We start from the raw sequence: 26,415 nt of genomic DNA on the forward strand, positions 1-26,415 counted from the left end.
GAAGTGTCACTGGTCCTCCTGTGCCTTCGCCGGTTCCTCCGGCGCTGTCTCCGCCGGGGCGATGACGGCGAGCACCTGGTCCATGGCGACCGTCGTGCCCGGCGTCACGTCCAGTTCGGCGACCGTGCCGGCGTGCGGGGCGGAGATGACGTGCTCCATCTTCATCGCCTCGACGACGAGCAGGCTCTGGCCCGCGGTGACCTCGTCGCCGACGGCGACCTTGACCACCGTGACCGTGCCGGGCATGGGCGCGGTGAGCGAGTCGGCGCCCGCGTGCGCCCCCCGGGAGAGGGAGTCGGCGACCGGGTCGTGATCGCGCACGTTCCAGGCGTCGCCGTCCCGGCCGAGCCAGCTGCCGTCCGCCAGCGCGGCGAAGGACCGGGTGACGCCGTCGAGCCGGCAGGCGAACCGGGCATCCCCGCCCGGCGCCGGGAGCGGGCCCGCGGCGCCCTCGACCGGGGTGTCCGCACCGGCCGGCAGCACCTGTGCCGTGCCGTCCCCGGTGCCGCGCACCCGGACGGTCACCGGGTCGTGTCCCGGCACGTGCAGGTGGTGTGCCGTCCAGGCGGGCTCGCCGCCCAGCCGCCAGCCGTCCGCCGCGGCGAAGGGGTCCACCCAGCCCGTGCCGGGGGCGGGGGAGAGCGCGGCCTGGCGCAGCAGCGCCGCCGCGGCGTACACGTCCTGCGGCACGCCGGACGGGACGAGCGTCGCCGCCTCCCGTTCCACCAGGCCGGTGTCCAGGTCGCCGGCCACCACCGCCGGATGGGCCAGCAGCCGGCGCAGGAACCCGGCGTTGGTCTGCACGCCCAGCGTGACCGTCTCCGCGAGGGCCGCCCGGAGCTTGCGCAGCGCGGTCGCCCGGTCCGGCCCGTAGGCGATCACCTTGGACAGCATCGGGTCGTAGAGGCTGCCGACCTCGGTGCCCTCGCTCAGCCCGGAGTCGGTGCGTACGCCGTCGCCCTGGGGTTCGCGCAGCCGGAGCACCGTCCCGCCGGAGGGCAGGAAGCCGCGCGCGGGGTCCTCGGCGCAGATCCGCGCCTCGACCGCGTGCCCGGTCAGCCGGACGTCCTCCTGGCCGAAGGAGAGGGGCTCGCCGGCCGCCACCCGCAGCTGCCACTCCACCAGGTCCATGCCGGTGACCAGCTCGGTGACCGGGTGCTCCACCTGGAGGCGGGTGTTCATCTCCATGAAGTAGTACGAGGACGGGTCGTTGCCCGGCACGATGAACTCCACCGTGCCCGCGCCCCGGTACCCGCACGAGCGGGCCGCCTGGACCGCCGCCTCGCCCATCGCCGCGCGGGTCCTCTCGTCCAGCAGGACCGAGGGCGCCTCCTCGACGATCTTCTGGTGCCGGCGCTGGAGGGAGCACTCGCGCTCGCCCAGGTGCACCACGTTCCCGTGGGCGTCGGCCAGCACCTGGATCTCGATGTGCCGGGGCCGGTCCACCCACCGCTCGACGAGCAGCGTGTCGTCGCCGAAGGAGGCGCGGGCCTCGCGGCGGGCGGCGGCGATCTCCTCGTCCAGCCCGGAAAGGTCCCGCACCAGGCGCATGCCCTTGCCGCCGCCGCCGGCCGACGGCTTGAGCAGCACGGGCGCGCCGATCTCGCGGGCCGCGTCGGCGAGCTCGGCGTCGGAGAGCGAGCTGCCGCTCGACCCGGGGACGACCGGCACGCCGGCCTTCTGCACGGTCTCCTTGGCGCGGATCTTGTCGCCCATCAGGGAGATGGCGTCCGCGGACGGTCCGATGAAGACCAGCCCGGCGTCGGCGCACGCGCGGGCGAAGCCGGCGTTCTCCGCGAGGAAGCCGTATCCCGGGTGGACCGCCTGGGCGCCGGTGCGGGCGGCGGCCGCCAGCAGCCGCTCCACCGACAGATAGCTCTCGGCCGCCGGCGGCGGACCGATGCGTACGGCCGTGTCCGCCTCCCGGACGTGCCGGGCGTCCGCGTCGGCGTCGGAGAAGACGGCGACGGAGCGCACGCCCAGCGCGCGCAGGGTGCGGATGACGCGGACGGCGATCTCGCCCCGGTTGGCCACAAGCACGGTGTCGAACATGAATGCTCCCCTCCTCACATCCGGAAGACGCCGAACTGGGGGTCACCCAGCGGCGCATGGGCACAGGCGGTCAGGGCGAGGCCCAGTACCTGCCGGGTCTCCAGCGGGTCGATGACTCCGTCGTCCCAGAGCCGGGCGGTGGCGTAGTAGGCGTTGCCCTGGCGCTCGTACTGCTGCCGGACCGGGGCCTTGAAGGCCTCTTCCTCGTCCGCGAGCCACTCCTGGCCGCGCGCCTCGAGCTGGTCCCGCTTGACGGTCGCGAGGACCGAGGCGGCCTGCTCGCCGCCCATGACGGAGATCTTGGCGCCCGGCCACATCCACAGGAAGCGGGGCGAGTAGGCCCGGCCGCACATGGAGTAGTTCCCGGCGCCGTACGACCCGCCGACGACGACCGTCAGCTTCGGCACCCGGGTGCACGCCACGGCCGTCACCATCTTGGCGCCGTGCTTGGCGATGCCGCCGGCCTCGTAGTCCCGGCCGACCATGAAGCCGGAGATGTTCTGGAGGAACACCAGGGGGATCCCGCGCTGGTCGCACAGCTCGATGAAGTGGGCGCCCTTCTGGGCGGACTCGGAGAACAGGATGCCGTTGTTGGCGACGATGCCGACGGGGTGGCCGTGGATCCGGGCGAAACCGGTGACCAGGGTCTGCCCGAACTCGGACTTGAACTCCGCGAAGCGGGAACCGTCGACCACGCGCGCGATGACCTCACGCGCGTCGTAGGGGGTGCGGGAGTCGACGGGCACCGCGCCGTACAGCCCGTAGGGGTCGACCTTGGGCTCGACGGACGGCTTGACCTCCCAGGGCAGCGGCCCGCGCGCGGGGAGGGTCCCGACGATGTTCCGGACGATGCGCAGCGCGTGCGCGTCGTCCTGCGCGAGGTGGTCGGTCACGCCGGACACCCGCGCGTGCACCTCGCCGCCGCCCAGCTCCTCGGCGGTGACGACCTCGCCGGTGGCGGCCTTCACCAGCGGCGGCCCGCCCAGGAAGATCGTGCCCTGGCCGCGGACGATGACGGCCTCGTCGCTCATGGCCGGGACATAGGCCCCGCCGGCCGTGCACGAGCCGAGGACCGCCGCGATCTGCGGGATCCCGGCCCCGGACATCCGGGCCTGGTTGTAGAAGATCCGCCCGAAGTGCTCCCGGTCCGGGAACACCTCGTCCTGCATGGGCAGGAAGGCGCCGCCCGAGTCCACGAGATACAGACAGGGCAGGCGGTTCTCGAGGGCGACCTCCTGGGCCCGCAGATGCTTCTTCACCGTCATCGGGTAGTACGTGCCGCCCTTGACGGTGGCGTCGTTGGCGACGATCACGCATGTGCGCCCGCCGACCCGCCCGATCCCGGCGATGACCCCGGCCGCCGGGGCCTGTCCCTCGTACATGCCGTCGGCGGCGAGGGGGGCGAGCTCCAGGAAGGGCGACCCCGGGTCCAGCAGGGTGTCGACCCGGTCCCGGGGCAACAGCTTCCCGCGCGCGGTATGGCGCGCCCTCGCCTTCTCCCCACCTCCCAGCCGGGCCGCGGCCAGCTTGCCGCGCAGTTCGTCGACGAGAGCGCGGTGTGCCGCCTCGTTGGCCCGCCAGGCCTCCGACGCGGGATCCGCCGCGCTCGTCAGCTCCGGTGCCTGCTCCATCCTCGCGGTCCCCTCACCCAGTGATCGCCTGTTAATGAGCGTTAACCATTTCCATCAGGTTAACGACCGCTAACCTCCCTGTCTAGAATCGTCCTCATGGCCACCAGAACCGACGCCCCCACCCGTCGCGATCAGATCCTCAGGGAGGCCGCGCGGCTGTTCGCCGAGCGCGGGTTCCACGGTGTGGGGGTGGACGAGATAGGCGCCGCCGTCGGCATCAGCGGGCCGGGGCTCTACCGGCACTTCCCGGGCAAGGACGCGATGCTCGCCGAACTGCTGGTCGGCATCAGCGGCCGGCTGCTGACCGGTGCCAAGCGGCGCCTGGCGGAGGCCGACGGCGTGTCGCCCGAGGCGTTCCTGGACTCGCTCGTCGAGGGCCACATCGACTTCGCCCTCGACGACCGTCCCCTGATCACCCTGCACGACCGTGAGCTGGACCGCCTGCGGGACAGTGACCGCAAGCTGGTCCGCCAGCTCCAGCGGCAGTACGTCGAGCTGTGGGTGGAGGCCCTGCGTGCCGTGTATCCGGGCCTCGCCGAGCCGACCGCCCGCTCGGCGGTGCACTCCGTCTTCGGTCTGCTGAACTCCACCCCGCACCTCGGCCGACCGGGTTCCCTCCCGGGCCGCGCGACCACGGCGGAGCTGCTGCACCGGATGGCCAGGGGGGCCTTCGCCGCGGCCGTGGAGTGACGAGCGTTACCCCCGCCCCACCCTGGACGCTCTTCGTACTCGCCGGTACGGTTGTTCTCTGAGCAAGCGCTTAGCCATCGGATCCCGCGGCCCTGCCGCAAGGACGCATCGCGTACCCCCGACGGCGAGCGACCACACCCGCGAGAGCGGCGCCGGCTGAGGCGCAGAGAGGGGCCGGCGGTGCGCCGTACGGTGTTCAACGAGGACCACGAGGCGTTCCGGGAGACCCTCCGGGCCTTCATCGAGGCCGAGGTCGTCCCCGTCTACGACGAGTGGTTCGCGGCCGGCCAGGCGCCGCGCGACTTCTACTACAAGCTCGCCGAGCTCGGCGTCTTCGGTATCCGCGTCGACGAGGAGTACGGCGGCGCCGGCATCGACTCGTACAAGTTCGAGGCCGTGCTGTACGAGGAGACCGCCCGCGCGGGCGTCTCCTTCGGCGGCTCCGGCGTGCACGTGCTGCTCGGACTGCCCTACATCAAGCTGCTCGCCGACGACGAGCAGAAGAAGCGTTACCTGCCGAAGTTCGTCTCCGGCGAGGAGATGTGGGCGATCGCGATGACCGAGCCGGGCACCGGCTCCGACCTCGCAGGCATGAAGAGCACCGCCAAGCTCTCCGAGGACGGCACGCACTACGTCCTCAACGGCTCCAAGACCTTCATCACCGGTGGCGTGCACGCCGACCGCATGATCGTCTGCGCCCGTACCGCCCCGCCCACCGCCGAGGACCGCCGCCACGGCATCTCCCTCTTCGTGGTGGACACCAAGGCCGAGGGCTACTCGATCGGCCGCAAGCTGGACAAGCTCGGCCTGAAGACCTCCGACACCGCCGAGCTGGCGTTCGTCGATGTCAAGGTGCCCGTCGAGGACCTGCTCGGCGAGGAGAACAAGGGCTTCTACTACCTCGGCCACAACCTCGCCTCCGAGCGCTGGGGCATCGCCTACGGCGCGTACGCGCAGGCCAAGGCCGCCGTCCGGTTCGCCAAGCAGTACGTGCAGGAGCGCGTGGTCTTCGGCAAGCCGGTCGCGCACTTCCAGAACACCAAGTTCGAGCTGGCCGCCTGCCAGGCCGAGGTGGACGCGGCCGAGGCCGTCGCCGACCGCGCCACGGAGGCTCTGGACGCGGGCGAGCTGACCCCGGCCGAGGCCGCCAGCGCCAAGCTGTTCTGCACCGAGGTCGCCCACCGGGTGATCGACCGCTGCCTCCAGCTGCACGGCGGCTACGGCTTCATGAACGAGTACCCGATCGCCCGCCTGTACGCGGACAACCGCGTCAACCGTATCTACGGCGGCACCAGCGAGATCATGAAGACGATCATCGCGAAGGACATGGGTCTGTAAGCAGCCCGCAATTACGGGCCGCTACAACTAGATGCCATGAGCCAGGCACTTCAGGACCTCCTCGATCTGCTCGACCTCGAGCAGATCGAGGAGGACATCTTCCGCGGCCGGTCCCGCTCCGCCGTCGTCCCGCGCGTCTTCGGCGGACAGGTCGCGGCGCAGGCGCTGGTCGCCGCCGGACGGACGGTCCCCGAGGACCGTCTCGCCCATTCCCTGCACGCGTACTTCCTGCGGATGGGCGACCCCGGCGCGCCCATCGTCTACACGGTCGACCGGATGAACGACGGGCGGTCCTTCAGCGCGCGCCGCGTCGTCGCCGTCCAGCACGGACAGCCGATCTTCGCGCTGTCCGCCTCCTTCCAGCGGTACGAGGAGGGCTTCGACCACCAGACGCCCATGCCGCCCGCCCCGGACCCGGCCACGCTGCCCACCTCGGAGGAACGGCTGCGCGGCTACGCGCACCTCGACCCCGAGGTCGTCGAGCGGTTCCTGGAGGCCCGGGAGGCCGTCGACCTGCGCTATGTCGACGAGCCGCCCTTCGGCCGGTACGGGGAGCCGCGCGAACCGCACTCCCAGGTCTGGTTCCGGGCCAACGGCAAGCTGGCCGACGACCCGCTGCTGCACGTCGTCCTCGCCACGTACGTCTCCGACATGACGCTCCTCGACTCGGTCCTCCTCGCGCACGGGCGCGGCGGCTGGGCGGTCGGTGACGTGGTGGGGGCGTCCCTGGACCACGCGATGTGGTTCCACCGCCCGTTCCGCGCCGACGAGTGGCTCCTCTACGACCAGGAGTCGCCGTCCGCGCACGGCGGCCGGGGCCTCGGACAGGCCCGCATCTACACCCAGGACGGGCGGCTCGCCGTCTCCGTGATCCAGGAGGGCGTGGTCCGCGCCCCCCGCGGCGGCTGACCACCCGGCGCCGCACCCGGGTGTGCGGCGCCTCTCGCCGGGCGACGGGGAGGGATGTCCCTTGCGGGGGACCGGGAGGGACGTCTCCCGCGCGTCCGCCCTCTCCTGCTCGGTTACTCGGTCAGTCCCGCCGCGGCCAGCAGATACGCCGTCATCACGTCGTAGTGACGCGGGCTGACGACGTGGTCGTCGAGGGGAACCGCCACCTGGACGGTGCCCTCCGACTCGGCGATGAACAGCGCCGGGTCGTTGCAGTCGGCGTAACCCACCGAGTCGACCCCGTGCTGTCCGGCGTAGCCCGCCCAGCCGTGGTCGGCGACGACCAGGTCGGGCAGCGGCAGGCCCTCGCGCTCGAGCGCGGTGAGGATGGCCTTCATCGGCTCGCCCGAGTGGGTGTGCCAGAGCGTGGCGCCGTGTTCGAGGACCGCCACGTCGGCCAGCTGCCAGACGTACCCCTCGTCCGTCTGGAGGCCCTCCGGGATGACGACGATGTCGCAGCCGGCCGCGCGCAGGGCGGCGGCGGTCGCGCGGTGCACGTCGAGGAGACCACCCGGGTGCCCGGTGGCGAAGAGGACCCGCTGCTGTCCCTCGGCCGCCTTGCGCAGCCGGGCCGCGAGCCGGTCCAGGCCGTCGACCGTCAGCTCGGGGTCGATGGTGTCCTGGCCGTAGCGGTACTCGGGATCGTCGTTCACCCCGACCCGCTCCGCCATCACCGCGAGCACGTCCTGCTCGTCGGTCCAGCGGTCACCGAGTTCCAGACCGAGCCAGAAGTTGCGGACACCGTTCGCGAGCTGGCGGTAGTGGGAGAGGTTGTTCTCGCGGGGCGTGGCGACGTCCCCGGCGATACGGGTTCTGACGAGGTGGTCGACGAGTTCGGCGCGGCTGGGCGTCCCGGGTATCGGCATGGTTTCCATTGTGAGGCAGCGGGCTGTGCGCGTCTGCGCTGTTCCGGACGCTGGGACACGCGTCACTCAGTGTTGTTTCAGGGAGAACCACAGCTCCATCCGCACGTCCGGGTCGTCCAGGTCCGTCCCCAACAGGGCGGCGCAGCGGGCGATCCGCTGCCGCACGGTGTTGCGGTGCACGGCCAGCGCCACCGCCGTACGGTCCCAGCTGCCGTGCAGCGAGAGCCACGTGCGCAGGGTCTCGAGGAGCGCGGCGCTCGCGCTACCGGCCTCGATCGGGGCGAGGAGCGCCCGGGCGTGGGCCCGCGCCTCCTCGTCGGGCACCAGGTCCCGCAGGCCGCCCCCGGAGCCGTGCCGCACGAGCGCCGAGCGGGTCGCGCGCGCCCGGGCCAGCGCGCGGGCCGCCTGCGCGTCGGCGGCCGGCCAGTCGGCGGGGGCCGCCGCCGCGCTGACGCCGAGGGTCCAGCCCGGCTGGGGACCGGGGGCGCGGTCGGCCGGGAGGACGACCCGTACGACGTCGCGGCCGAGGTCGACCAGCGGTGAGCCGAGGCCGGCGCCGAGCGCGGAGGCCGCCACCGGACCGGGGGCCCGCTCGTCCGGCCGGGCGTGCACGACGAGCCACCGCTCGCCCCCCAGCAGCGGGGCCACCTCGGCGGGCGCGGCCCCCAGCAGCAGCCGTACGAGCGCCGACGAGCGCGCCGCTCCCGAGCCGCTCTGGTGTTCGCCGGTGAGCAGCGAGAGCAGGACGGCGGCGACGGAGGCGATGGTGTGGTCCCCGGGGTCGCGCCGGGGCGCCGCCACCCCGAGCACGAAGCCGCGGCCTGCCCCGAGCGTGTAGGCGGCCAGGTGGGTCCCGTCGGGGGTGGTGTCGCTGGCGGTGGCGGAGGCGCGGGAGAGCAGGAGACGGGCGAGCCCGGCGAGCGGGGCGTCCGCGGACGTCTGCCCCGCCGCCGCGATCTCCGTGCCCTCCGGCCCGTAGAGCACCGCGCGCCCGCCGACCCGCTGGGCGAGCTGTCGCAGGACGGACGGCACCGGGTCCGGCCGGGAGGCGGCGGCCGCGAGGCTCTGCTGGGCCTCCGTCACCCGGCGCAGCTCGGCGGTGCGGGCCCGTTCCATCAGCTGCCAGACCGCGCGGGCCACGGCCGAGAACGTCGTCTGCCGGGGTACCTCCACCAGCGGCAGTCCGTACGCCTCGCAGGCGGCGACCAGCGCTCTCGGCACGGTGTCGTGCACCGGCGCGACCCCGAACCCGAGCGCCGCGCCGCCCGCGGCGACGATCCGCGAGACGTAGTCGTCGAAGTACGTGCCCGACCCGGCCGCCTCCGGGATGTGCACGCCGGCCGTCAGCAGCAGCTCGCCGCCCAGCAGATACGGGTACGGGTCGGCCATCTCCGAGGTGTGGGCCGCGTGCAGCACGACGCCGGGCGCGGGCGGCCCCGCGATCTGCCGCAGGGCGAGGTCCTCACGGGCCAGCAGGGCGGTGAGCGGGACCGGCGGGGTGGGAGGCACGGCGGGCTCCGGCACTATGGACGTTCCCTCCACTGGGCGCGGATCTAGTGGATGAAACGTACACTTCCACGGCACTTTTCGGCCACCTAGGGTCAACTCCCGAACCACCTCAGCCATCGAGAAGGGTGGGCCCCATGGCCGTCGACTACACCGTGATCGTCGTCTACCTGGCCGGCATGCTGGCCATGGGCTGGTGGGGCATGCGCCGCGCCCGCTCGAAGAGCGAGTTCCTCGTCGCGGGGCGCCGCCTCGGGCCCGCCATGTACTCCGGCACCATGGCGGCGATCGTCCTCGGCGGCGCGTCCACCATCGGCGGCGTGGGACTGGGGTACCAGTACGGGCTGTCCGGCGCGTGGATGGTGTTCACCATCGGCCTGGGCCTGCTCGCCCTCTCCGTCTTCTTCTCGGCCCGGATCGCCCGCCTCAAGGTCTACACGGTCTCCGAGATGCTGGACCTGCGCTACGGCGGCCGGGCCGGCGTCATCTCCGGCGTGGTCATGTGGGCGTACACGCTGATGCTCGCCGTCACGTCGACCATCGCGTACGCCACCATCTTCGACGTCCTCTTCGACATGAACAGGACCGTCGCGATCGTCCTCGGCGGTTCGATCGTCGTCGCGTACTCGACGCTCGGCGGCATGTGGTCGATCACCCTCACCGACATGGTGCAGTTCGTGGTGAAGACGATCGGCGTGCTCCTGCTGCTGCTGCCGATCGCGGTCGTCAAGGCGGGCGGCTTCGGCGAGATGAAGGCGAAGCTGCCGACCGGGTACTTCGACCCGCTGGGCATCGGCGGCGAGACGATCTTCACCTACGTGCTCATCTACACCTTCGGCATGCTCATCGGCCAGGACATCTGGCAGCGCGTGTTCACCGCCCGCGGCGACCGGACGGCGAAGTGGGGCGGCACGGTGGCGGGCACCTACTGTCTGGTGTACGCCCTCGCCGGCGCCGTCATCGGCACCGCGGCCAAGGTGCTCTACCCCGACCTCTCCTCCGCGGACGCGGCCTTCGCGACGATCGTCAAGGACGAACTCCCGGTCGGCGTGCGGGGACTGGTGCTGGCCGCCGCGCTCGCCGCGGTGATGTCGACCTCGTCGGGCGCGCTGATCGCCTGCGCGACCGTCGCCAACAACGACATCTGGTCGCGGCTGCGGGGCGCGGTGAGCGCCGACGCGAGCCCCGGCGGGGGCCCGGGCGGCGAGGAGCGCGACGAGGTGCGGGGCAACCGCCTGTTCATCCTCGTCATGGGCGTCGCGGTGATCGTCACGGCGATCGTCCTGAACGACGTCGTCGAGGCGCTGACGGTGGCCTACAACCTGCTCGTCGGCGGACTGCTGGTCCCCATCCTCGGCGGGCTGCTCTGGAAGCGCGGCACGGTCCAGGGCGCCCTCGCCTCCGTCGTGGTCGGCGGTGTCGCGGTGATCGGACTGATGGCCGGCTACGGCATCCTCGCCAACGAGCCGGTCTACTACGGCCTCCTCGCCTCCCTGGCCGCCTACCTCGCCGTCTCCCTCGCGACCCCGGCCACCGACCCCGCCGTACTGGCCGCCTGGCGCGAGCGCCTGGCCGGACGGACCCCCGCGACGGCCGGCGCCTCCCCTGTCCCGCTGCCCCGGTAACCGTCCCAGTAGAGTCGTACGAGAAGTAGTACATACGCGACGAAGCGTAAGAAAGAGAGTATGTGACCATGAGCGGCAACGAGACGCCCCGCGGCCCCGTCGACTCCTCCCGCATCCCGCGGTACGCCGGTCCCGCGACCTTCGCCCGGCTGCCCCGCCTCGACGAGGTCGGCCGCGCCGACGTCGCCGTGGTGGGCGTGCCGTTCGACTCGGGTGTCTCGTACCGGCCGGGCGCCCGCTTCGGCGGCAACGCGATCCGCGAGGCCTCCCGGCTGCTGCGCCCCTACAACCCGGCGCAGGACGCCTCCCCGTTCGCCCTCGCGCAGGTCGCGGACGCCGGCGACATCGCGGCGAACCCGTTCAACATCCACGAGGCCGTGGAGACGATCGAGGCGGCGGCCGACGACCTGCTCGGCACCGGCGCCCGCCTGATGACCCTGGGCGGCGACCACACCATCGCGCTGCCGCTGCTGCGCTCGGTCGCCAAGAAGCACGGCCCGGTGGCCCTGCTCCACTTCGACGCCCACCTCGACACCTGGGACACCTACTTCGGCGCGGAGTACACCCACGGCACGCCGTTCCGCCGGGCCGTGGAGGAGGGCATCCTCGACACCGAGGCCCTCTCCCACGTCGGCACCCGCGGCCCGCTCTACGGCAAGCAGGACCTCACCGACGACGAGAAGCTCGGCTTCGGCATCGTCACCTCGGCGGACGTGTACCGGCGCGGCGCCGACGAGGTCGCCGACCAGCTGCGGCAGCGCATCGGCGACCGCCCCCTCTACATCTCCATCGACATCGACTGCCTCGACCCGGCGCACGCCCCCGGCACCGGCACCCCGGAGGCGGGCGGCATGACCTCGCGCGAGCTCCTGGAGATCCTGCGCGGCCTGGCCTCGTGCAACCTGGTCTCGGCGGACGTCGTCGAGGTGGCCCCCGCGTACGATCACGCGGAGATCACGTCGGTGGCCGCGTCCCACACGGCGTACGAACTCACCACGATCATGTCCCGACAGATTGCCGAGGCTCGCGCGAAGTGACTCACGACCACGACCTGGTGCTCCGCCCGACGGAGGCGCAGACCGCCGCTGCTCTGAACCCTCCCGCCGGACGCAACGGCGGAGACCTGGTCGTGGAGACCCTGGCCGGGCTCGGCGCGACCACCGTCTTCGGCCTGCCCGGCCAGCACGCGCTCGGCATGTTCGACGCGCTGCGCCGTTCCTCCCTGCGCTACATCGGCCTGCGGGTGGAGAACAACGCGGGGTTCGCGGCGGACGCGTACGGCCGGATCACCGGCGAGGCGGCGCCGCTGCTGCTGTCGACCGGTCCGGGCGCGCTGACCTCGCTCGCGGCGCTCCAGGAGGCGGCCGCCGCCTCGGCACCGGTGCTGGCGATCAGCAGCCAGGTACCGACGGCCGGCCTGGGCGGCGGCCGGCACGGCTATCTGCACGAACTCCCCGACCAGGCGGCCTCGTTCCGCGGAGTGGTGAAGTCGGTCCACACCGTCCGCACCCAGTCACAGATCCCGTCCGCGATCGAGGCGGCCTGGAAGTCCGCGCTGAGCGTGCCGCACGGACCGGTCTGGGTGGAGATCCCCCAGGACGTGCTGCTCGCGGGGACGCGGATCCCGGTGGTCACCGGCGGCGACGCCTTCCCCGAGGAACTGCCGCCGCGCCCCGAACTGACGGCGGTGGCGGCCGACCTGCTGTCGAACGCGGTCCGTCCGGCGATCATCGCGGGCGGCGGAGTAGTACGGTCGGACGCCTCGGGCAAGCTGAGGCAGCTCGCGGAGCTGCTGGGCGCCCCGGTGGTCACCACGCCCGGCGGCAAGGGCGCCTTCCCCTGGACGCACCCCCTCTCCCTCCAGTCCTGGATCGAGGACCGCCACACCACGGACTTCCTCGAGGACGCGGACGTCCTCCTGGTCGTCGGCTCCGGACTCGGCGAACTGTCCTCCAACTACCACACGTTCAGGCCGCGGGGCCGGGTCGTCCAGATCGAGGCGGACCTCGGGAAGCTGGAGTCGAACCATCCGGCCCTCGGCATCCACGCGGACGCGCGGCTGGCGCTCCAGGCGCTGCTCGAGACGGTGGTGGAGCGGCCACGCCCGGAGGCCGCCGAGCGCGTCCGCGAGGTCCTCGCGAAGGTCACCGAACGTATCGCCGCCCAGGAACTCACCCTGGAGCAGGAGGTGCTGGCCGCGGTCCGCAAGGCGCTGCCGGCCGACTCGCCGTCCTTCTGGGACATGACGATCCTCGCGTACTGGGCCTGGTCGGCGTTCGACGCGAAGGGCCCCAACCACATGCACTCGGCCCAGGGCGCGGGCGGTCTGGGCTACGGCTTCCCGGCGGCGCTGGGCGCGGCGGCGGCCGACCCGACCCGCCCGGTGCTGGCGGTGTCGGGCGACGGCGGCGCCCTGTACTCGATCGCGGAGCTGGCGACGGCCCGGCAGTACGACCTGGACGTGACCTGGCTGATCGTCGACGACGGCGGCTACGGCATCCTGCGCGAGTACATGACCGACGCGTTCGGCGAGCCGACGGCCACCGAACTGACCCGCCCGGACTACGTGGCCCTGGCGGAGTCCTTCGGGGTACCGGGAGTGCGGACGTCCCCGGAGACCCTGGCGGCGGACCTGGCGAAGGCCCTCGCGACCCCCGGCCCCTCGGTGGTCCTCCTCCCGGCGGTGCTGCGGATGTTCGCGCCCACGCACCTCGACCCGTCCTAGGCGGTCGCGGGCGGTCGCGGGCGGTCGCGTGATCGTCGGGTTGATACGGTCCGGCCATGTCTGAACCCCTCGGATCACCAGGCCCCGGCTCCGGCCCCGGCCCAGGCTCCGGCCCCGGCCCAGGCTCCGGCCCCGGCCCAGGCTCCGGCCCCGGCCCCGGCCCAGGCTCCGGCCCAGGCCCCGGCCCAGGCCCAGGCTCCGGCCCAGGCTCCGGCCCCGGCCCCGGCCCAGGCTCCGGCCCCGGCCCCGGCCCAGGCCCCGGCCCAGGCCCCGGCCCAGGCCCAGGCCCCGTCACCGCCGACGACGTGAGCGAGGCGGTCCGGTCGGCGGTCGCCGTCCTGCGCGGGGCCGAGGCGGCCGATTGGGACGCCAAGGCCGGTTCCCTGGAATGGAGTTGCTGGGAGACCGTCGAGCACCTCGCCGACGACCTGTTCGCCTACGCCGCCCAACTGGGCCCGCGCGGACCGTCGGACACCGAGGTGCCCTTCGTCTGGCGCGCGCAGCGGCCCGGTGCGCCGGCGAACGTCGTCTTCGCGGACCGGGCGGCCGGGGCGGCCGGACTCGCGCGGGTGCTGGAGGCCTGCGGGGCGCTGCTGACCGCGATGGTGCGTACGTCACCGGCGGGCGTCAGGGCGCATCACGTCTTCGGGGCCGCCGATCCCGAGGGGTTCGCCGCCATGGGGGTCGTCGAGACGCTGGTGCATCTGCACGACGTCGCCGAGGGGCTCGGTGTGCGGTGGGAGCCGGACCCGGGCCTGTGCGACCGGGTGCTGGCGAGGCTCTTCCCGGACGCCCCGTCCGGCACCGGCCGGTGGCCCACCCTGCTGTGGGCCACCGGCCGGGGAGAACTCCCGGGACACGCGCGTCTCACACGCTGGCGCTGGTACGGCGCTCCCCGCGGTGAGGGCGGGCGCTAGGGGGTGTCCGAGGGCTCAGCAGGCGCCGGGGCCCACCGCGTCGATCCGGCCGCCGAAGTCGCCCAGGTAGCGCGAGCGGTAGTCGGCGTTGAAGACGTTGCGCTTCTCCACCGGGCCCCAGTTGATGAAGCACGCGCGGGTGCTGGAGACGAAGGACCCCACGTGGTCGTGGAGGGCGGGCGGCATGTCGCGGTAGCCGCTGCGGGCGGTCCACTCCCAGCTGCTGCCGCCGAAGTTCTCGCCGCTCCAGAAACAGATCGAGCCGTCGGGACAGGACGGCGCGGCCGCCGCCGAGGCGTTCTGCGCGGGCAGGGCGAGGGCGGTCAGGGCGAGCGCGGCGGCGAAGGACCAGGCGCGAAGCTTCATGGAGGTCTCCGGGAGAGGCGGTCGGGATCGGCTCCGGCGGATCGGCCGGGCGTGCCCCCACCCTTGCGTCCGGGCCGGGCGACATGCCCGGGACGAAGATCGACTTCACCGGTGTGAGGGAAGTAGTACGGCAACCACACCGCCGCTTCCGCGTCCGCCTCCGCCTCTGCCTCCGCTTCAGCTTCCGCCGCCGCGTGCGGCTTCTCTGCGTGCGCCTTCTCGGCCCGGGGTCGGCGCGTCCCGGGCCTGACCTGCCGGAAGGGCCGGACCCCCGGATGTGAACGGGGTCCGGCCCTTCGGGGTCACGCTCGGGTGCTACCAGATCGCCTCGACCCACTCCGGGTGGTCGATGAACGGGTTGCGGTTGTGCTGGTAGGTGTCGTAGATGACCTGGTTGCGCTTCTCCTCGAAGGCGCTCGGCGGGTCCGCCTCGTTCCACGCCTTGAGGACGGAGAGCTTGCCCATGTAGGGGTTGCTGCCGTTGCCGACCTTCTCGTTGGGCTCCAGGTTGGCGAAGCCGTCGTCACCCTCGTAGCGCACGGCCATGTAGAGGATCATGCGGGCCACGTCGCCCCGGTCCGCCGCGCGCGGCGCGAAGGAGTCGGAGTCCACGGTGCTGCCGCCGCCGTTGGTGACCGCGCTGCCGCCGTTGTCGAAGTCCAGGTTGCCGCGGATGCTGTTGACCTGGACGTCCGCGGGACGCAGGTGGTGCAGGTCCGTGCCGGGGCCGGTCACCTCGCCGAAGTCGCCGTGGGACTTCGCCCAGGTGTGCTCGCGGTTCCAGTCGCCGACGTCACCGCCGTTGAGGGACTTGGCTCGCGAGACACCGCTGTACAGCAGGATCACGTTGCTGCTGTTGTTCGGGTCCTGGTCGGTGGCCTTCAGCGCGTCCCAGACCGCGGAGTACGAGATCTTCGTCTGGCTGCTGATGATCGTGTGCAGCGAGGACTTCAGGCTCGTACCCGTCTTGCCGACCGCGTTCTTGTAGTACGTCGAGTCGTAGGCCGTCGTGGTCGCCGCGGCGGGGGTCGCGGTGAGCGCGGGCGCGGTGAGACCGACCAGGACGGCAGTGGTGGCAAGGGCCACCGACTTCCATCGGCGTATGCGTGTCGCCAGCATGTGGGGTGTCCGATCTACGCGGGTTGATTGGAGGCGGCAATCGGGAGAGTGACATGCACATGCGGTCAAGGCAATGAATCTGACATGTCTATCGGATGACGGGAACCGGCAAATTGCCCCTTGTCTACGCGAGTTGAACGCGCTTTCTTACGCCGGAACGGCCCCCGACCGTCAAGTCGGGGGCCGTTCCGTCCTGTTGCGCCGCGCGGGTCAGTTCACGTCCGAGGCGTCCAGCCGGTAGATCGTCGACTGGCTGCTCTGCGCCGAGGTGTCCGTGCCCGAGGTGCCCTCCTCGGAGCTGTCCGATCCGGCCGTCTGCGAGCCGGACGCGGAGGTCGAGCCGGACGCGGAGCTCGACGTCGAGCTGTACTCGCTCTCCTTCACCGCGGTGCCGTTCTTCTGCACCCAGGCGGTGATCTCCTGGTTCAGGCTGCTGTTGCCGCCCATACCGCCGCCGCCGAGCTGGATGTAGTGCAGCTCGCCGTTCTTCACCAGCTCCTTCAGCTTGGCGAGGGTCATCGCCCGGTCGCTGCCGGTGAAGCCCCACATGGAGATGACGGGCTTGCCGCTGCTGAGGATCATCTGACCCGCGCTCTGCGAGTTGGAGACCGCGATCAGCCAGGTGGCGCCGTCCTGGTGCTTCTCCAGGTACGAGATCAGCTCGCTGTCGGCGCCGCCCGTGCCGCCACCGCCCGTGCCGCCACCGCCCGTACCGCCGGGGCCGCCACCGGTGCCGCCGGGAGCCGTGCCGCTCTCGCCGCCGGCCGGGGCGCCGCCCGGGAACTCCCCGTCCGTACCGCCCGGTTGGCCGCCCTGGCCGTCGCTCGGCGCGCCGCCGTTGGCGCCGCCGGGGAACTCGCCGCCCGCCCGGCCGCCCTGCTGCGTGCCGCCGGGGGCCTGGCCGCCGGGACCACTGCCGAAGCCGCCCCGGCCACCGCCGGGACCGCCCATGCCGCCACCGGTGGACGGGCCGGCGGTCGGGTTGGTGCCGCCCATCATGCCGCTCGACGAACCGAAGGCCGGCGAGGCGGCGTACGCGGTCGGACCGGCGAGGGCCGCCACGATCGCCGCGGCGACGGACGCGCCGAGCAGCCGGACCCGGGTGCCGGAACTCGCGGACCGCAGCACGAACAGGCCGGCGATCGCGAGGACCATGACCACGCCGACGACCGGCCACAGCCAGGTGTTCCAGCCGGTGGCGCGGCGCAGCAGCACGATCGCCCAGACGCCGGTGACCGCGAGCCCCGCGGGGAGCACCCACGACCAGCGGACGTCACCGCCGCGCAGCGCGCGCCAGAGCATGACCCCGCCGCCACCGCACAGCGCCGCGATGCCCGGGGCGAGCGCGGTCGTGTAGTACGGGTGCATGGTGCCCTCGGCCATGGAGAAGGTCAGGTAGTGCAGCACCAGCCAGCCGCCCCACAGCACCAGCGCGGCGCGCGTGAGGTCGGTGCGCGGGGCCCGGCCGCGCAGCACCAGGCCGGCGACGAGGGCGATGCCCGCGAAGGGGATCAGCCACGAGATCTGGCCGCCGAGGACGTCGTTGAACATCCGGCCGATGCCCGCGGTCCCGGCGAAGCTGCCGCCGCCCCCGCCGCCCCCGCCGTTGCCCTCGCCGCCGAGGACCCGGCCCAGGCCGTTGTAACCCATGATCAGGTCCCAGGCGCTGCCGTCGGTCGAACCGCCGATGTAGGGGCGGTCGTCGGCCGGCACCAGGGACACGGCCGTCGCCCACCAGAAGCTCGCGACGGCCAGGGCCACGGCGGCCAGCGCCAGGTTCACGGCCTTCCTCCTCCAGCCGAGCCTCGACGCGTACAGGTACACGGCGAAGACGGCGGGCAGGGCGATGTAGCCCTGGAGCATCTTGGTGTTGAAGGCGAGCCCGAAGCACACCGCGGAGCCGAGCAGCGGCAGCAGCCGGTCGTCGCGCGTGGCGCGCAGGGCGAGGGCCGCGCCGCCCACCATCAGCAGGACGAGGACGGTGTCCGGGTTGTTGTCGCGGTTGATGGCGACGGTGATCGGCGTCAGCGCGAGCACGAGCGCCGCGACGGTGGCGGCCGCGTGTCCGAAGACCCGCTTGACGGAGGAGTGCAGGATCCAGATCGTGCCCAGCGCCGCGGCTACCTCCGGCGCCATCATCTGCCAGGTGCCGAACCCGAGGATCCGGCAGGACAGGCCCATGATCATGAGCGCGAACGGCGGCTTGTCGACGGTGATGAAGTTCCCGGCGTCCAGCGAGCCGAAGAACCAGGCCTTCCAGCTCTGGGTGCCGCTGTATATCGCCGAGCTGTAGAAGCTGTTGAGGCTCGACCCGGACAGGTTCCAGGAGTACAGCACTCCGGCCAGGACCATGATCGCCAGCAGTGCGGGCAGCGACCAGCGCGGCGCCCTGTCCGGCGGGGGCGCCGCCGGGGCCGTCCCGGAGGTCGACGGCGGGGCCCAGTCCGGGGAGGCGGCGGAGGGCGCGGTCGGGTGGGGGAGTGGATCGGTGGCAGATGTCACCCTGCGCATGCTGTACGGCCGTTGTGGGTGGTCGCTGTGCTCGAGCTGGCCGCCGCCTGTGAGAACGCCTGGGCGGGGGCGACGCGTTGCCCGGGCTTTCCCGCAACGCGTACAACCTTTCGTGCGAACTCGTGTGTCAACAGGTCATGACTCACCGGACACGAAGAAGCAGAAGGCTGCTCGGCGCCGGCCTCACCGCCGGCGTCCTCATAGCCGGGGTGGCGGCCGCCGCACCCGCCTCGGCCGCCACCCCCACCGTGAGCTGTACGTCGGCCAGGTCCGGCCTCGCGGCCAAGCTGAAGAAGGACATCACCGCCGCACTGGCGAACCGCAAGGGCACGATCGCCGTCGGCCTCTACGACCGCACCACCGACACCACCTGCACCCTGCGTGCCTCCTCCGCCTTCGACTCGGCCAGCGTCGTCAAGGTCACCGTGCTCTCCGCGCTGCTCCGGGACGCGCAGAAGACCGGCCGGGCGCTGACCAGCCGGGAGAAGACCCTCGCCACCGCCATGATCACCAAGTCCGACAACGCCTCCACCACCACCCTGTGGAAGCAGCTCGGGATGACGAAGATCAAGAACTTTCTGACGGCCGCGAAGATGACGCAGACCAAGCCGGGCGCGAACGGCTACTGGGGGCTGACCCAGATCACCGTCACCGACCAGCAGAAGCTGCTGAAGCTGCTCACCGCCAAGAACACGGTCCTGACCGACGCCTCGCGCGCCTACGTCAACACGCTGATGGGCCAGGTCGTCTCGGCGCAGCGCTGGGGCACCCCCTACGGGAGGCCGGCCGGGGTCAGCTGGCATGTCAAGAACGGATGGCTGTCGCGCGCCACCTACGGCTGGCGCGTGCACAGCGTCGGCACCTTCAAGGGGGGCGGCCACGACTACGTCATGACCGTCCTCACCCACGGCAACAGCACGATGAACTACGGCATCACGACCATTCAGGGCGTCGCCAAGGTCATCCACAAGGACCTGGCCGCCTCCTGAGCGAGCCTTCACGCGGTGTCCCACCGCACGTCACCGTCCCGGCCTACGGTGACGGCCATGCGCCTGCGAACCGTACTCGCCACCCTCACCGCCGGCCTGGCGGCGGCCACCGCTCTCACCGCCGCCGGGCCCGCGAACGCCCGCCCGGGCACCGACCCGGCCCCGAACACGGCCACGAGCAGGGCCTGTTCACCGGCCGTCTCCCTCGACGGCTTCTCCGACGCCCTCGACAAGACGGTCTTCGACGGCACCTTCGTCGGCAACTTCTCCGCGCTCGCCGTGGACCGGGACGGCTCCCTCGCGGCCCTGTCCGACCGCTCCTCGCTCTTCGGCCTGGACGCGAGGACCCTCGCGCCGAGGTCGGTCGTCCCGCTCGCCGACGAGAAGGGCGCCGCGCTCGACAGCGAGGGCCTGGCCGTCGACCGGGACGGCACCCGGCTGATCACCTCCGAGACCGAGCCGTCCGTCCGCCGCCACGGCCACGACGGCACGATCCTCGACCGTCTCCCGGTCCCCTCCTCGCTGCTCGTGGCCCCCGCCGGGCGCGCCACCGCCAACCAGACCTTCGAGGGCCTGACCCTCTTCCCCGGCGGACGCACCCTCCTCGCCTCGATGGAGTACGCGATCGCCGGTGACAGCGCGGGCCTCGTCCGCTTCCAGACCTGGACCCGGACCCGGGGCGACCGCTTCGGGCTCGGCGCCCAGTACGCCTACCGCACCGACTCCGGCCTGGGCGTCCCCGAGGTGCAGGCCCTGCCCGACGGCCGGCTCCTCGTCCTGGAGCGCGGCTTCACCAGCGGCGTCGGCAACACGGTCCGCCTCTATCTGGCCGACCCCCGCCGCGCCACGGACACCTCCGGCGTCGCGAGCCTGACCGGCCAGGACGGCGTGCGGCCGGTGCGCAAGACGCTGCTCGCCGACCTCGTGGACTGCCCGTCACAGGGAGCGACCGCCCGGCAGCCCCAGCCGAACCCGCTGCTCGACAACATCGAGGGCATGGTGATCACCGGCCGCGCCAAGGGCCGCCTGGAGGTGCTCCTGGTCAGCGACGACAACCAGAACGCGGTACAGACCACCCGCTTCTACCGGCTGCGCGTGCGCGTCTGACGGCGGCCGCCCCGCCCCGCCCGTGCTCCCGATTGTTGCGGAGGGATGAAATCCGCTTCCTGTGGCGTTGGTGCCTTCCGGCAGACCAGGACGACCTGGACCGGCGGACCCAGGGACGACCGGGACGACCGGGACGACAGGAGGGCACCGGAGTGGCAGCGCAGCAGGGGGAGCAGCGGCGGGGCTGGGCGCGCAGACTGGCCGGGTACGCCTGGCGTCACCCGGTCAACGTCGTGCTCGCGCTCGGCTCCTCGCTCGCCGGTATGGCCGTCATGGCACTGGTCCCGCTGGTCACCAAGGTGATCATCGACGATGTGATCGGCGACCACAGCAGGGGCATGGCGCCCTGGGCCGGAGCCCTGATCGCCGCCGCCCTCCTCGTCTACGTCCTCACCTTCGTCCGCCGCTACTACGGCGGACGTCTCGCCCTCGACGTCCAGCACGACCTGCGGACCGAGATGTTCGAGACGATCACCCGGCTCGACGGGCGGCGCCAGGACGAGCTGTCCACCGGCCAGGTCGTGGGCCGCGCCACCAGCGACCTCCAGCTCATCCAGGGTCTGCTCTTCATGCTCCCGATGACCATCGGGAACCTGCTCCTCTTCCTGATCTCCCTGGTCATCATGGCCTGGCTGTCGCTCCCGCTCACCCTGGTCGCCCTCGCCGTGGCGCCCGCCCTCGCGTACATCGCCAGGCGCAGCCGGACCAAGCTGCACCCCGCCACCTGGTACGCCCAGGCCCAGGCGGCGGCCGTCGCCGGTGTGGTCGACGGGGCCGTCAGCGGCGTACGGGTCGTGAAGGGCTTCGGCCAGGAGGACCAGGAGACCGGCAAACTGCGCGAGGTCGGCCGCAGGCTCTTCGCCGGGCGGCTGCGCACGATCCGCCTGAACTCGGCCTACACCCCCGCCCTCCAGGCCGTCCCCGCCCTCGGCCAGGTCGCCATGCTGGCGCTCGGCGGCTGGCTGGCCGTGCGCGGCCACATCACCCTCGGCACCTTCGTCGCCTTCTCCACCTACCTCGCGCAGCTCGTCGGCCCGGTGCGGATGCTCGCCGTGGTCCTCACGGTCGGCCAGCAGGCCCGCGCGGGCACCGAACGCGTCCTGGAGCTGATCGACACCGAACCGTCGATGCGGGACGGCACCAAGGCGCTGCCCGCCGACGCCCCCGCCAGCGTCGAGTTCGACGACGTGTCCTTCGGCTACGACCCCGGCCGGCCCGTCCTCGACGGCCTCACCTTCGAGATCCGCCCCGGCGAGACCCTCGCCGTGGTGGGCTCCTCCGGCTCCGGCAAGTCCACCGTCTCCCTCCTGCTGCCCCGCTTCTACGACGTCGGCCGGGGCGCCGTCCTGATCGGCGGCCACGACGTCCGCGAGCTCACCCTCGACTCGCTGCGCGCCGCGATCGGCCTGGTCCCCGAGGACTCGTTCCTCTTCTCCGACACCGTCCGCGCCAACATCGCCTACGGCCGTCCCGAGGCCACCCAGGAGCAGATCGAGGCCGCCGCCCGCGCCGCCCAGGCCGACCGGTTCATCGCCGAGCTGCCCGAGGGCTACGACACCACGGTCGGCGAGCACGGCCTCACCCTCTCCGGCGGCCAGCGCCAGCGGGTCGCGCTCGCCCGGGCGATCCTCACCGACCCCCGTCTGCTGGTCCTCGACGACGCGACCTCCGCCGTGGACGCGGCGGTCGAGCACGAGATCCACGAGGCCCTGAGACAGGTCATGCGGGGCCGCACCACGCTCCTCATCGCGCACCGCCGCTCCACCCTCAACCTCGCCGACCGCATCGCCGTCCTGGACGCGGGACGCCTCGCCGACCTCGGCACGCACGAGGAGCTCCAGGAGCGCTCCGCGCTCTACCGCCGTCTGCTCACCGACCCCGAAGAACTCGGCGGGGTCTCGCCCGGCCGCACCCGGCCGGTGCCGCCGGGCGAGGACACCTCGGTCCGTGACGAACTGGACGCCGAGTTCGACGCCGAGCGCGGGGTGACGCCCCGGCTGTGGACCGGCGACCGCGAGCCGAAGGAGACCGCCCTCTCCGGGATGCCGGCCACCCCCGAACTCCTCGCCCAGATCGAGGCGCTGCCGCCGCTCACCGACACCCCCGACGTCGACGAGCGGCAGGCGGTCCGCCCGGAGGCGTCGTACGGCCTGCGCAGGCTGCTGCGCGGCTTCGGCGCACCCCTCCTCGTCAGCCTCGGCCTGGTCGCCGTCGACGCCGGGACGAGTCTGCTGCTGCCGGTGATGATCCGGCACGGCATCGACCAGGGCGTGACCCGGGCCGCGCTGGGAGCCGTCTGGGCGGCTTCGCTCCTGGCGCTGCTCTCCGTCCTGGTGCAGTGGACGGCGCAGACCGGTGAGATCCGGATGACCGGCCGGACCGGCGAACGCGTCCTCTACACCCTCCGGCTGAAGATCTTCGCCCAGCTCCAGCGGCTGGGACTCGACTACTACGAGCGGGAGCTGACCGGCCGGATCATGACGAGGATGACGACGGACGTCGACGCCCTCTCCACCTTCCTCCAGACCGGTCTGGTCACGGCCTTCGTCTCGGTCGTCACCTTCTTCGGCATCATGGGCGCCCTGCTGGTCATCGACGTGCAGCTGGCGCTGGTCGTCTTCGCGACGCTCCCGCCGCTGATCGTCGCCACGTACTTCTTCCGCCGGGCCAGCGTGAAGGCGTACGAACTCGCCCGCGAGCGGGTCTCGACCGTCAACGCCGACCTCCAGGAGTCGGTGTCCGGGCTCCGGATCGTGCAGGCCTTCGGGCGCGAGCGGGACGGCGCGGCCCGGTTCGCGGAGCGCAGCGACAGCTACCGCCGGGCGCGGGTCCGGGGCCAGTGGCTGATCTCGGTCTACTTCCCGTTCGTGCAGCTGCTGTCGTCCGTCGCGGCGGCGGCGGTCCTGATCGCGGGCGCGGGCCGGGTGGACGCGGCGACCCTCACCACCGGAGCGCTGGTCGCCTACCTCCTCTACATCGACCTGTTCTTCGCCCCCGTCCAGCAGCTCTCCCAGGTCTTCGACGGCTACCAGCAGGCGACCGTCTCACTGGGCCGGATCCAGCAGCTGCTCCGGGAACCGACGTCCACGGAGTCCGCCGACGAGCCGGAGGAGGTCCTCTCGCTGCGCGGCGAGATCGCCTTCGAGGACGTGCACTTCAGGTACGGCGACGAGGAAGAGGCCCTCACCGGCATCGACCTGACCATCCCGGCCGGCCAGACCGTCGCCTTCGTCGGCGAGACCGGCGCAGGCAAGTCCACCCTGGTCAAGCTGGTGGCCCGGTTCTACGACCCCACCGGCGGCCGGGTCACCGTCGACGGCACGGACCTGCGCGCCCTCGACCTCACCTCGTACCGCCACCGGCTGGGCGTCGTCCCGCAGGAGGCGTACCTGTTCCCCGGCACCGTCCGCGACGCCATCGCCTACGGACGTCCCGACGCCACCGACGCCGAGGTGGAGGCGGCGGCCAGGTCGGTCGGCGCGCACGAGATGATCGCCACCCTCGACGGCGGCTACCTCCACGAGGTCGCCGAGCGCGGCCGCAACCTCTCCGCCGGCCAGCGCCAGCTGATCGCACTGGCCCGCGCCGAGCTCGTCGACCCGGACGTCCTGCTCCTCGACGAGGCTACCGCCGCCCTCGACCTGGCCACGGAAGCCCAGGTCAACCAGGCCACGGACCGCCTGGCCGGGCGCCGCACCACCCTGGTCGTGGCCCACCGCCTGACCACCGCCGCCCGAGCGGACCGGGTCGTGCTCATGGACCACGGCCGGGTGGCCGAGGACGGCACCCACGACGAACTCCTCGCCCTGGGCGGCCGGTACGCCCGCCTCTGGCGCACCTTCGTCGGCGAGGACGAGCCCGCGGCGGTGTGAGGGCAACCATTCGGCGTGACGCGTGCGTCCGTACATCAGTACGGCGATCGTAGGTACGGCGGACGGGTGAGGGGCGGCGACCGTGGGCGCAGGGGCGAGAAGCGTGACAGTCCGGCGGCTGGTGCTCGGGCTGGTCCTGCTGACCGTGTCGGGGCTGCTCGCCGTCGTCGCGCCGGGCAGCGCCCAGGCCGCGACCTCCGCCTCGACCTGCCCGGGCCGCAAGGTACGGACGCTGCCCTTCTCCACCGGCTCCGTGCTGGTCTACAAGGACGGCGGGTACGTCTGCGCGGTCACCGTCCAGAAGCACCCCGGCACCAAGCGGCTGATCTCGGTGAGCGTGCAGGCGCGCGGCCATGTCGCCGTGTCGAAGTCACGCAAGGACACCCGCAGTTCCCCGCCGGTCAGGGTCCGCGCGGGGCACCGGTGCGTGCGGGTGACGGGCGCCGTGGCCGGCGCTTCGTACCGCTCGGGCTGGATCCTCTGCTGACCCGGCCGACGGCCCCAGGACGCGCGATGCGCCAACCCCCTCTGGTGTGACGGGTGTTGCTCCGATAGCTTCCGGCGACGCACATCTGTCTCACAGGGAGGGTGCACGCGCATGCGCAAGGCGCTCAGATGGCTGCTGGCGCTCACGGTGCTCATAGGCACCTTGAGTTCGGCGGCCACGGCAGGGGCGGCCACCGCCGCCGAGCCCGGGGCCACCGCCGGTACGGACATCAAGGACCGGCTCCTCGCCGTACCGGGCATGAGCCTGATCGAGGAGAAGCCGTACCCCGGCTACCGCTACTTCGTCCTGAACTACACCCAGCCGGTGGACCACCGGCACCCCGCCAAGGGCACGTTCCAGCAGCGCATCACCGTGCTGCACAAGGACACCGCCCGCCCCACGGTCTTCTACACCGGCGGCTACAACGTCTCCACCACCCCCAGCCGCCGCGAGCCCACCCAGATCGTGGACGGCAACCAGGTCTCCATGGAGTACCGCTTCTTCACACCCTCGCGCCCCGACCCGGCCGACTGGTCCAAGCTGGACATCTGGCAGGCGGCGAGCGACCAGCACCGCATCTTCACGGCGCTGAAGAAGATCTACTCCAAGAACTGGATCTCCACGGGCGGCTCCAAGGGCGGTATGACCGCGACGTACTACGAGCGCTTCTACCCCAGGGACATGGACGGCGTGGTGGCCTACGTGGCCCCGAACGACGTCGTCAACGACGAGGACTCCGCCTACGACCGCTTCTTCGCGGGCGTCGGCACCGAGGAGTGCCGCGACCGCCTGAACGCCGTACAGCGCGAGGCGCTGGTGCGCCGGGAACCGCTGGAGCAGAAGTACGCGGCGTACGCGGCGGAGAACGGCTACACCTTCACCACCATCGGCAGCCTGGACCGCGCCTACGAGGCCGTCGTCCTCGACTACGTCTGGGGCTTCTGGCAGTACAGCCTGCTGTCCGACTGCGCGTCGATCCCGGCGGACGCGGCCACGGCGACGGACGACGAGATCTGGACGTCCGTCGACACGATCTCGGGCTTCTCGTTCTACACGGACCAGGGCCTGTCCCCGTACACCCCGTACTACTACCAGGCGGGCACCCAACTGGGCGCCCCCAGCATCCACTTCCCGTCCATCGAGAAGAAGTACATCCGCTACGGCTACCAGCCCCCGCGGAACTTCGTCCCGCGTGACATCGCCATGAGGTTCCAGCCCTCGGCGATGCGCGACGTCGACACCTGGGTGAAGCACAACGCCCGTCACATGCTCTTCGTCTACGGCCAGAACGACCCCTGGGGCGCGGAACGCTTCCGGCTCGGCAAGGGCGCCCGGGACAGCTATGTCCTCACCGCCCCGGGCCTGAACCACGGCGCGAACGTCGCCGGTCTGGTCCCCGACCAGAAGGCACTGGCCACGGCCCGCATCCTGGCCTGGGCGGGCGTCGCGCCGACCGCCGTCTCGCAGGCCCGGCCGCTGGCGAAGTTCGACGCGAAGCTGGACGTCCGGGACGTGGAGCGGGAGCCCGCGCTGCGCCCGTGACCTTCGTGAACTCCCCGCGTACAGCGGGCCCGACGGCCGGCCGGCTCACCTGCCGGTCGGCCGTCGGGCCGTTCACCGGCGGTGTCGGGCCGGTGGCCCAGCTCCTCGACGGCGTGCAGCACCC

The 26,415-nt window shown here is 72.5% G+C and carries 19 protein-coding genes; 12 read left to right on the forward strand and 7 right to left on the reverse strand.

Annotated features, from left to right (window positions below; translation table 11 throughout):
* Positions 1 to 6: 6 nt before the first annotated feature.
* Positions 7 to 2,052, reverse strand: a complete 2,046-nt coding sequence (locus AOQ37_RS28385) for an acetyl/propionyl/methylcrotonyl-CoA carboxylase subunit alpha (RefSeq protein ID WP_062648220.1) — start codon at positions 2,050 to 2,052, stop codon at positions 7 to 9.
* A 14-nt stretch (positions 2,053 to 2,066) separates the two neighbouring features.
* Positions 2,067 to 3,683 carry a carboxyl transferase domain-containing protein gene (locus tag AOQ37_RS28390; RefSeq protein ID WP_062648222.1) on the reverse strand — a complete coding sequence of 539 codons (1,617 nt, stop codon included), beginning with the start codon at positions 3,681 to 3,683 and terminating at the stop codon, positions 2,067 to 2,069.
* A gap of 96 nt (positions 3,684 to 3,779) precedes the next feature.
* On the opposite strand from AOQ37_RS28390, the gene AOQ37_RS28395 reads away from it, so the two are divergent.
* The 3 genes from AOQ37_RS28395 to AOQ37_RS28405 all read left to right on the forward strand — a co-directional run bounded on the left by AOQ37_RS28395 (position 3,780) and on the right by AOQ37_RS28405 (position 6,620).
* Positions 3,780 to 4,373, forward strand: coding sequence for an SACE_7040 family transcriptional regulator (locus tag AOQ37_RS28395; RefSeq protein ID WP_062648224.1), 594 nt, complete (start codon positions 3,780 to 3,782; stop codon positions 4,371 to 4,373).
* Positions 4,374 to 4,553: 180 nt separating this feature from the next.
* Entirely contained in the window at positions 4,554 to 5,711 is a 1,158-nt protein-coding gene (locus tag AOQ37_RS28400; protein ID WP_062648226.1) for an acyl-CoA dehydrogenase family protein, read from the forward strand.
* 36 nt (positions 5,712 to 5,747) lie between these two features.
* On the forward strand, positions 5,748 to 6,620 hold the full coding sequence (locus tag AOQ37_RS28405) for an acyl-CoA thioesterase (protein ID WP_062648227.1): 873 nt from the start codon (positions 5,748 to 5,750) through the stop codon (positions 6,618 to 6,620).
* A gap of 113 nt (positions 6,621 to 6,733) precedes the next feature.
* Here AOQ37_RS28405 and AOQ37_RS28410 read toward each other — a convergent pair whose 3' ends face one another.
* Together AOQ37_RS28410 and AOQ37_RS28415 are read right to left on the reverse strand one after the other, a co-directional pair.
* Positions 6,734 to 7,525 (reverse strand): phosphatase, encoded by a 792-nt coding sequence (locus tag AOQ37_RS28410; protein ID WP_062648229.1) that lies wholly within the window; start codon positions 7,523 to 7,525, stop codon positions 6,734 to 6,736.
* A 66-nt stretch (positions 7,526 to 7,591) separates the two neighbouring features.
* On the reverse strand, positions 7,592 to 9,049 hold the full coding sequence (locus AOQ37_RS28415) for a PucR family transcriptional regulator (RefSeq protein ID WP_199825095.1): 1,458 nt from the start codon (positions 9,047 to 9,049) through the stop codon (positions 7,592 to 7,594).
* A gap of 119 nt (positions 9,050 to 9,168) precedes the next feature.
* On the opposite strand from AOQ37_RS28415, the gene AOQ37_RS28420 reads away from it, so the two are divergent.
* The 4 genes from AOQ37_RS28420 to AOQ37_RS28435 all read left to right on the forward strand — a co-directional run bounded on the left by AOQ37_RS28420 (position 9,169) and on the right by AOQ37_RS28435 (position 14,298).
* Positions 9,169 to 10,656: a sodium:solute symporter family protein gene (locus tag AOQ37_RS28420; RefSeq protein ID WP_062648233.1), complete on the forward strand. Its 1,488-nt coding sequence runs from the start codon at positions 9,169 to 9,171 to the stop codon at positions 10,654 to 10,656.
* Positions 10,657 to 10,724: 68 nt separating this feature from the next.
* Positions 10,725 to 11,693, forward strand: a complete 969-nt coding sequence (speB, locus tag AOQ37_RS28425; protein ID WP_062648473.1) for an agmatinase — start codon at positions 10,725 to 10,727, stop codon at positions 11,691 to 11,693.
* Positions 11,690 to 13,381: a thiamine pyrophosphate-binding protein gene (locus AOQ37_RS28430; protein WP_062648237.1), complete on the forward strand. Its 1,692-nt coding sequence runs from the start codon at positions 11,690 to 11,692 to the stop codon at positions 13,379 to 13,381. The genes speB and AOQ37_RS28430 overlap by 4 nt, the downstream gene beginning before the upstream one ends.
* Positions 13,382 to 13,686: 305 nt before the next feature.
* On the forward strand, positions 13,687 to 14,298 hold the full coding sequence (locus AOQ37_RS28435) for a DinB family protein (RefSeq protein WP_062648238.1): 612 nt from the start codon (positions 13,687 to 13,689) through the stop codon (positions 14,296 to 14,298).
* Between the two features lie 15 nt (positions 14,299 to 14,313).
* Here AOQ37_RS28435 and AOQ37_RS28440 read toward each other — a convergent pair whose 3' ends face one another.
* The 3 genes from AOQ37_RS28440 to AOQ37_RS28450 form a co-directional block, all read right to left on the reverse strand.
* Positions 14,314 to 14,664 carry a peptidase inhibitor family I36 protein gene (locus AOQ37_RS28440; protein ID WP_062648241.1) on the reverse strand — a complete coding sequence of 117 codons (351 nt, stop codon included), beginning with the start codon at positions 14,662 to 14,664 and terminating at the stop codon, positions 14,314 to 14,316.
* Positions 14,665 to 14,979: 315 nt separating this feature from the next.
* Positions 14,980 to 15,783 (reverse strand): endonuclease I family protein, encoded by an 804-nt coding sequence (locus AOQ37_RS28445; protein ID WP_062648243.1) that lies wholly within the window; start codon positions 15,781 to 15,783, stop codon positions 14,980 to 14,982.
* Between the two features lie 210 nt (positions 15,784 to 15,993).
* The gene (locus AOQ37_RS28450; protein ID WP_062648475.1) at positions 15,994 to 18,285 is read right to left on the reverse strand and encodes a mannosyltransferase YkcB-related protein; all 2,292 of its coding nucleotides are present in this window, start codon (positions 18,283 to 18,285) and stop codon (positions 15,994 to 15,996) included.
* Positions 18,286 to 18,431: 146 nt separating this feature from the next.
* On the opposite strand from AOQ37_RS28450, the gene AOQ37_RS28455 reads away from it, so the two are divergent.
* From AOQ37_RS28455 to AOQ37_RS28475, 5 genes are all read left to right on the forward strand, one after another.
* Positions 18,432 to 19,283, forward strand: a complete 852-nt coding sequence (locus tag AOQ37_RS28455; RefSeq protein ID WP_062648245.1) for a serine hydrolase — start codon at positions 18,432 to 18,434, stop codon at positions 19,281 to 19,283.
* 57 nt (positions 19,284 to 19,340) lie between these two features.
* Positions 19,341 to 20,390, forward strand: coding sequence for an esterase-like activity of phytase family protein (locus AOQ37_RS28460; protein WP_062648247.1), 1,050 nt, complete (start codon positions 19,341 to 19,343; stop codon positions 20,388 to 20,390).
* A gap of 152 nt (positions 20,391 to 20,542) precedes the next feature.
* Entirely contained in the window at positions 20,543 to 24,262 is a 3,720-nt protein-coding gene (locus AOQ37_RS28465; protein WP_062648249.1) for an ABC transporter ATP-binding protein, read from the forward strand.
* Positions 24,263 to 24,365: 103 nt separating this feature from the next.
* Positions 24,366 to 24,749 (forward strand): hypothetical protein, encoded by a 384-nt coding sequence (locus AOQ37_RS28470; RefSeq protein ID WP_107085322.1) that lies wholly within the window; start codon positions 24,366 to 24,368, stop codon positions 24,747 to 24,749.
* A 111-nt stretch (positions 24,750 to 24,860) separates the two neighbouring features.
* Entirely contained in the window at positions 24,861 to 26,291 is a 1,431-nt protein-coding gene (locus AOQ37_RS28475; RefSeq protein ID WP_062648251.1) for a S28 family serine protease, read from the forward strand.
* The last annotated feature ends 124 nt before the right edge of the window (positions 26,292 to 26,415 follow it).

This window comes from Streptomyces maremycinicus, assembly GCF_001184025.1.
Taxonomy (GTDB): domain Bacteria; phylum Actinomycetota; class Actinomycetes; order Streptomycetales; family Streptomycetaceae; genus Streptomyces; species Streptomyces maremycinicus.

Coding starts and splice junctions, on each gene's coding strand:
- AOQ37_RS28385 (WP_062648220.1), bottom strand. CDS start 2,052: ATGTTCGACACCGTGCTTGTGGCCAACCGGGGCGAGATCGCCGTCCGC.
- AOQ37_RS28420 (WP_062648233.1), top strand. CDS start 9,169: ATGGCCGTCGACTACACCGTGATCGTCGTCTACCTGGCCGGCATGCTG.
- AOQ37_RS28390 (WP_062648222.1), bottom strand. CDS start 3,683: ATGGAGCAGGCACCGGAGCTGACGAGCGCGGCGGATCCCGCGTCGGAG.
- AOQ37_RS28460 (WP_062648247.1), top strand. CDS start 19,341: ATGCGCCTGCGAACCGTACTCGCCACCCTCACCGCCGGCCTGGCGGCG.
- speB (WP_062648473.1), top strand. CDS start 10,725: ATGAGCGGCAACGAGACGCCCCGCGGCCCCGTCGACTCCTCCCGCATC.
- AOQ37_RS28455 (WP_062648245.1), top strand. CDS start 18,432: ATGACTCACCGGACACGAAGAAGCAGAAGGCTGCTCGGCGCCGGCCTC.
- AOQ37_RS28405 (WP_062648227.1), top strand. CDS start 5,748: ATGAGCCAGGCACTTCAGGACCTCCTCGATCTGCTCGACCTCGAGCAG.
- AOQ37_RS28395 (WP_062648224.1), top strand. CDS start 3,780: ATGGCCACCAGAACCGACGCCCCCACCCGTCGCGATCAGATCCTCAGG.
- AOQ37_RS28445 (WP_062648243.1), bottom strand. CDS start 15,783: ATGCTGGCGACACGCATACGCCGATGGAAGTCGGTGGCCCTTGCCACC.
- AOQ37_RS28410 (WP_062648229.1), bottom strand. CDS start 7,525: ATGCCGATACCCGGGACGCCCAGCCGCGCCGAACTCGTCGACCACCTC.
- AOQ37_RS28475 (WP_062648251.1), top strand. CDS start 24,861: ATGCGCAAGGCGCTCAGATGGCTGCTGGCGCTCACGGTGCTCATAGGC.
- AOQ37_RS28440 (WP_062648241.1), bottom strand. CDS start 14,664: ATGAAGCTTCGCGCCTGGTCCTTCGCCGCCGCGCTCGCCCTGACCGCC.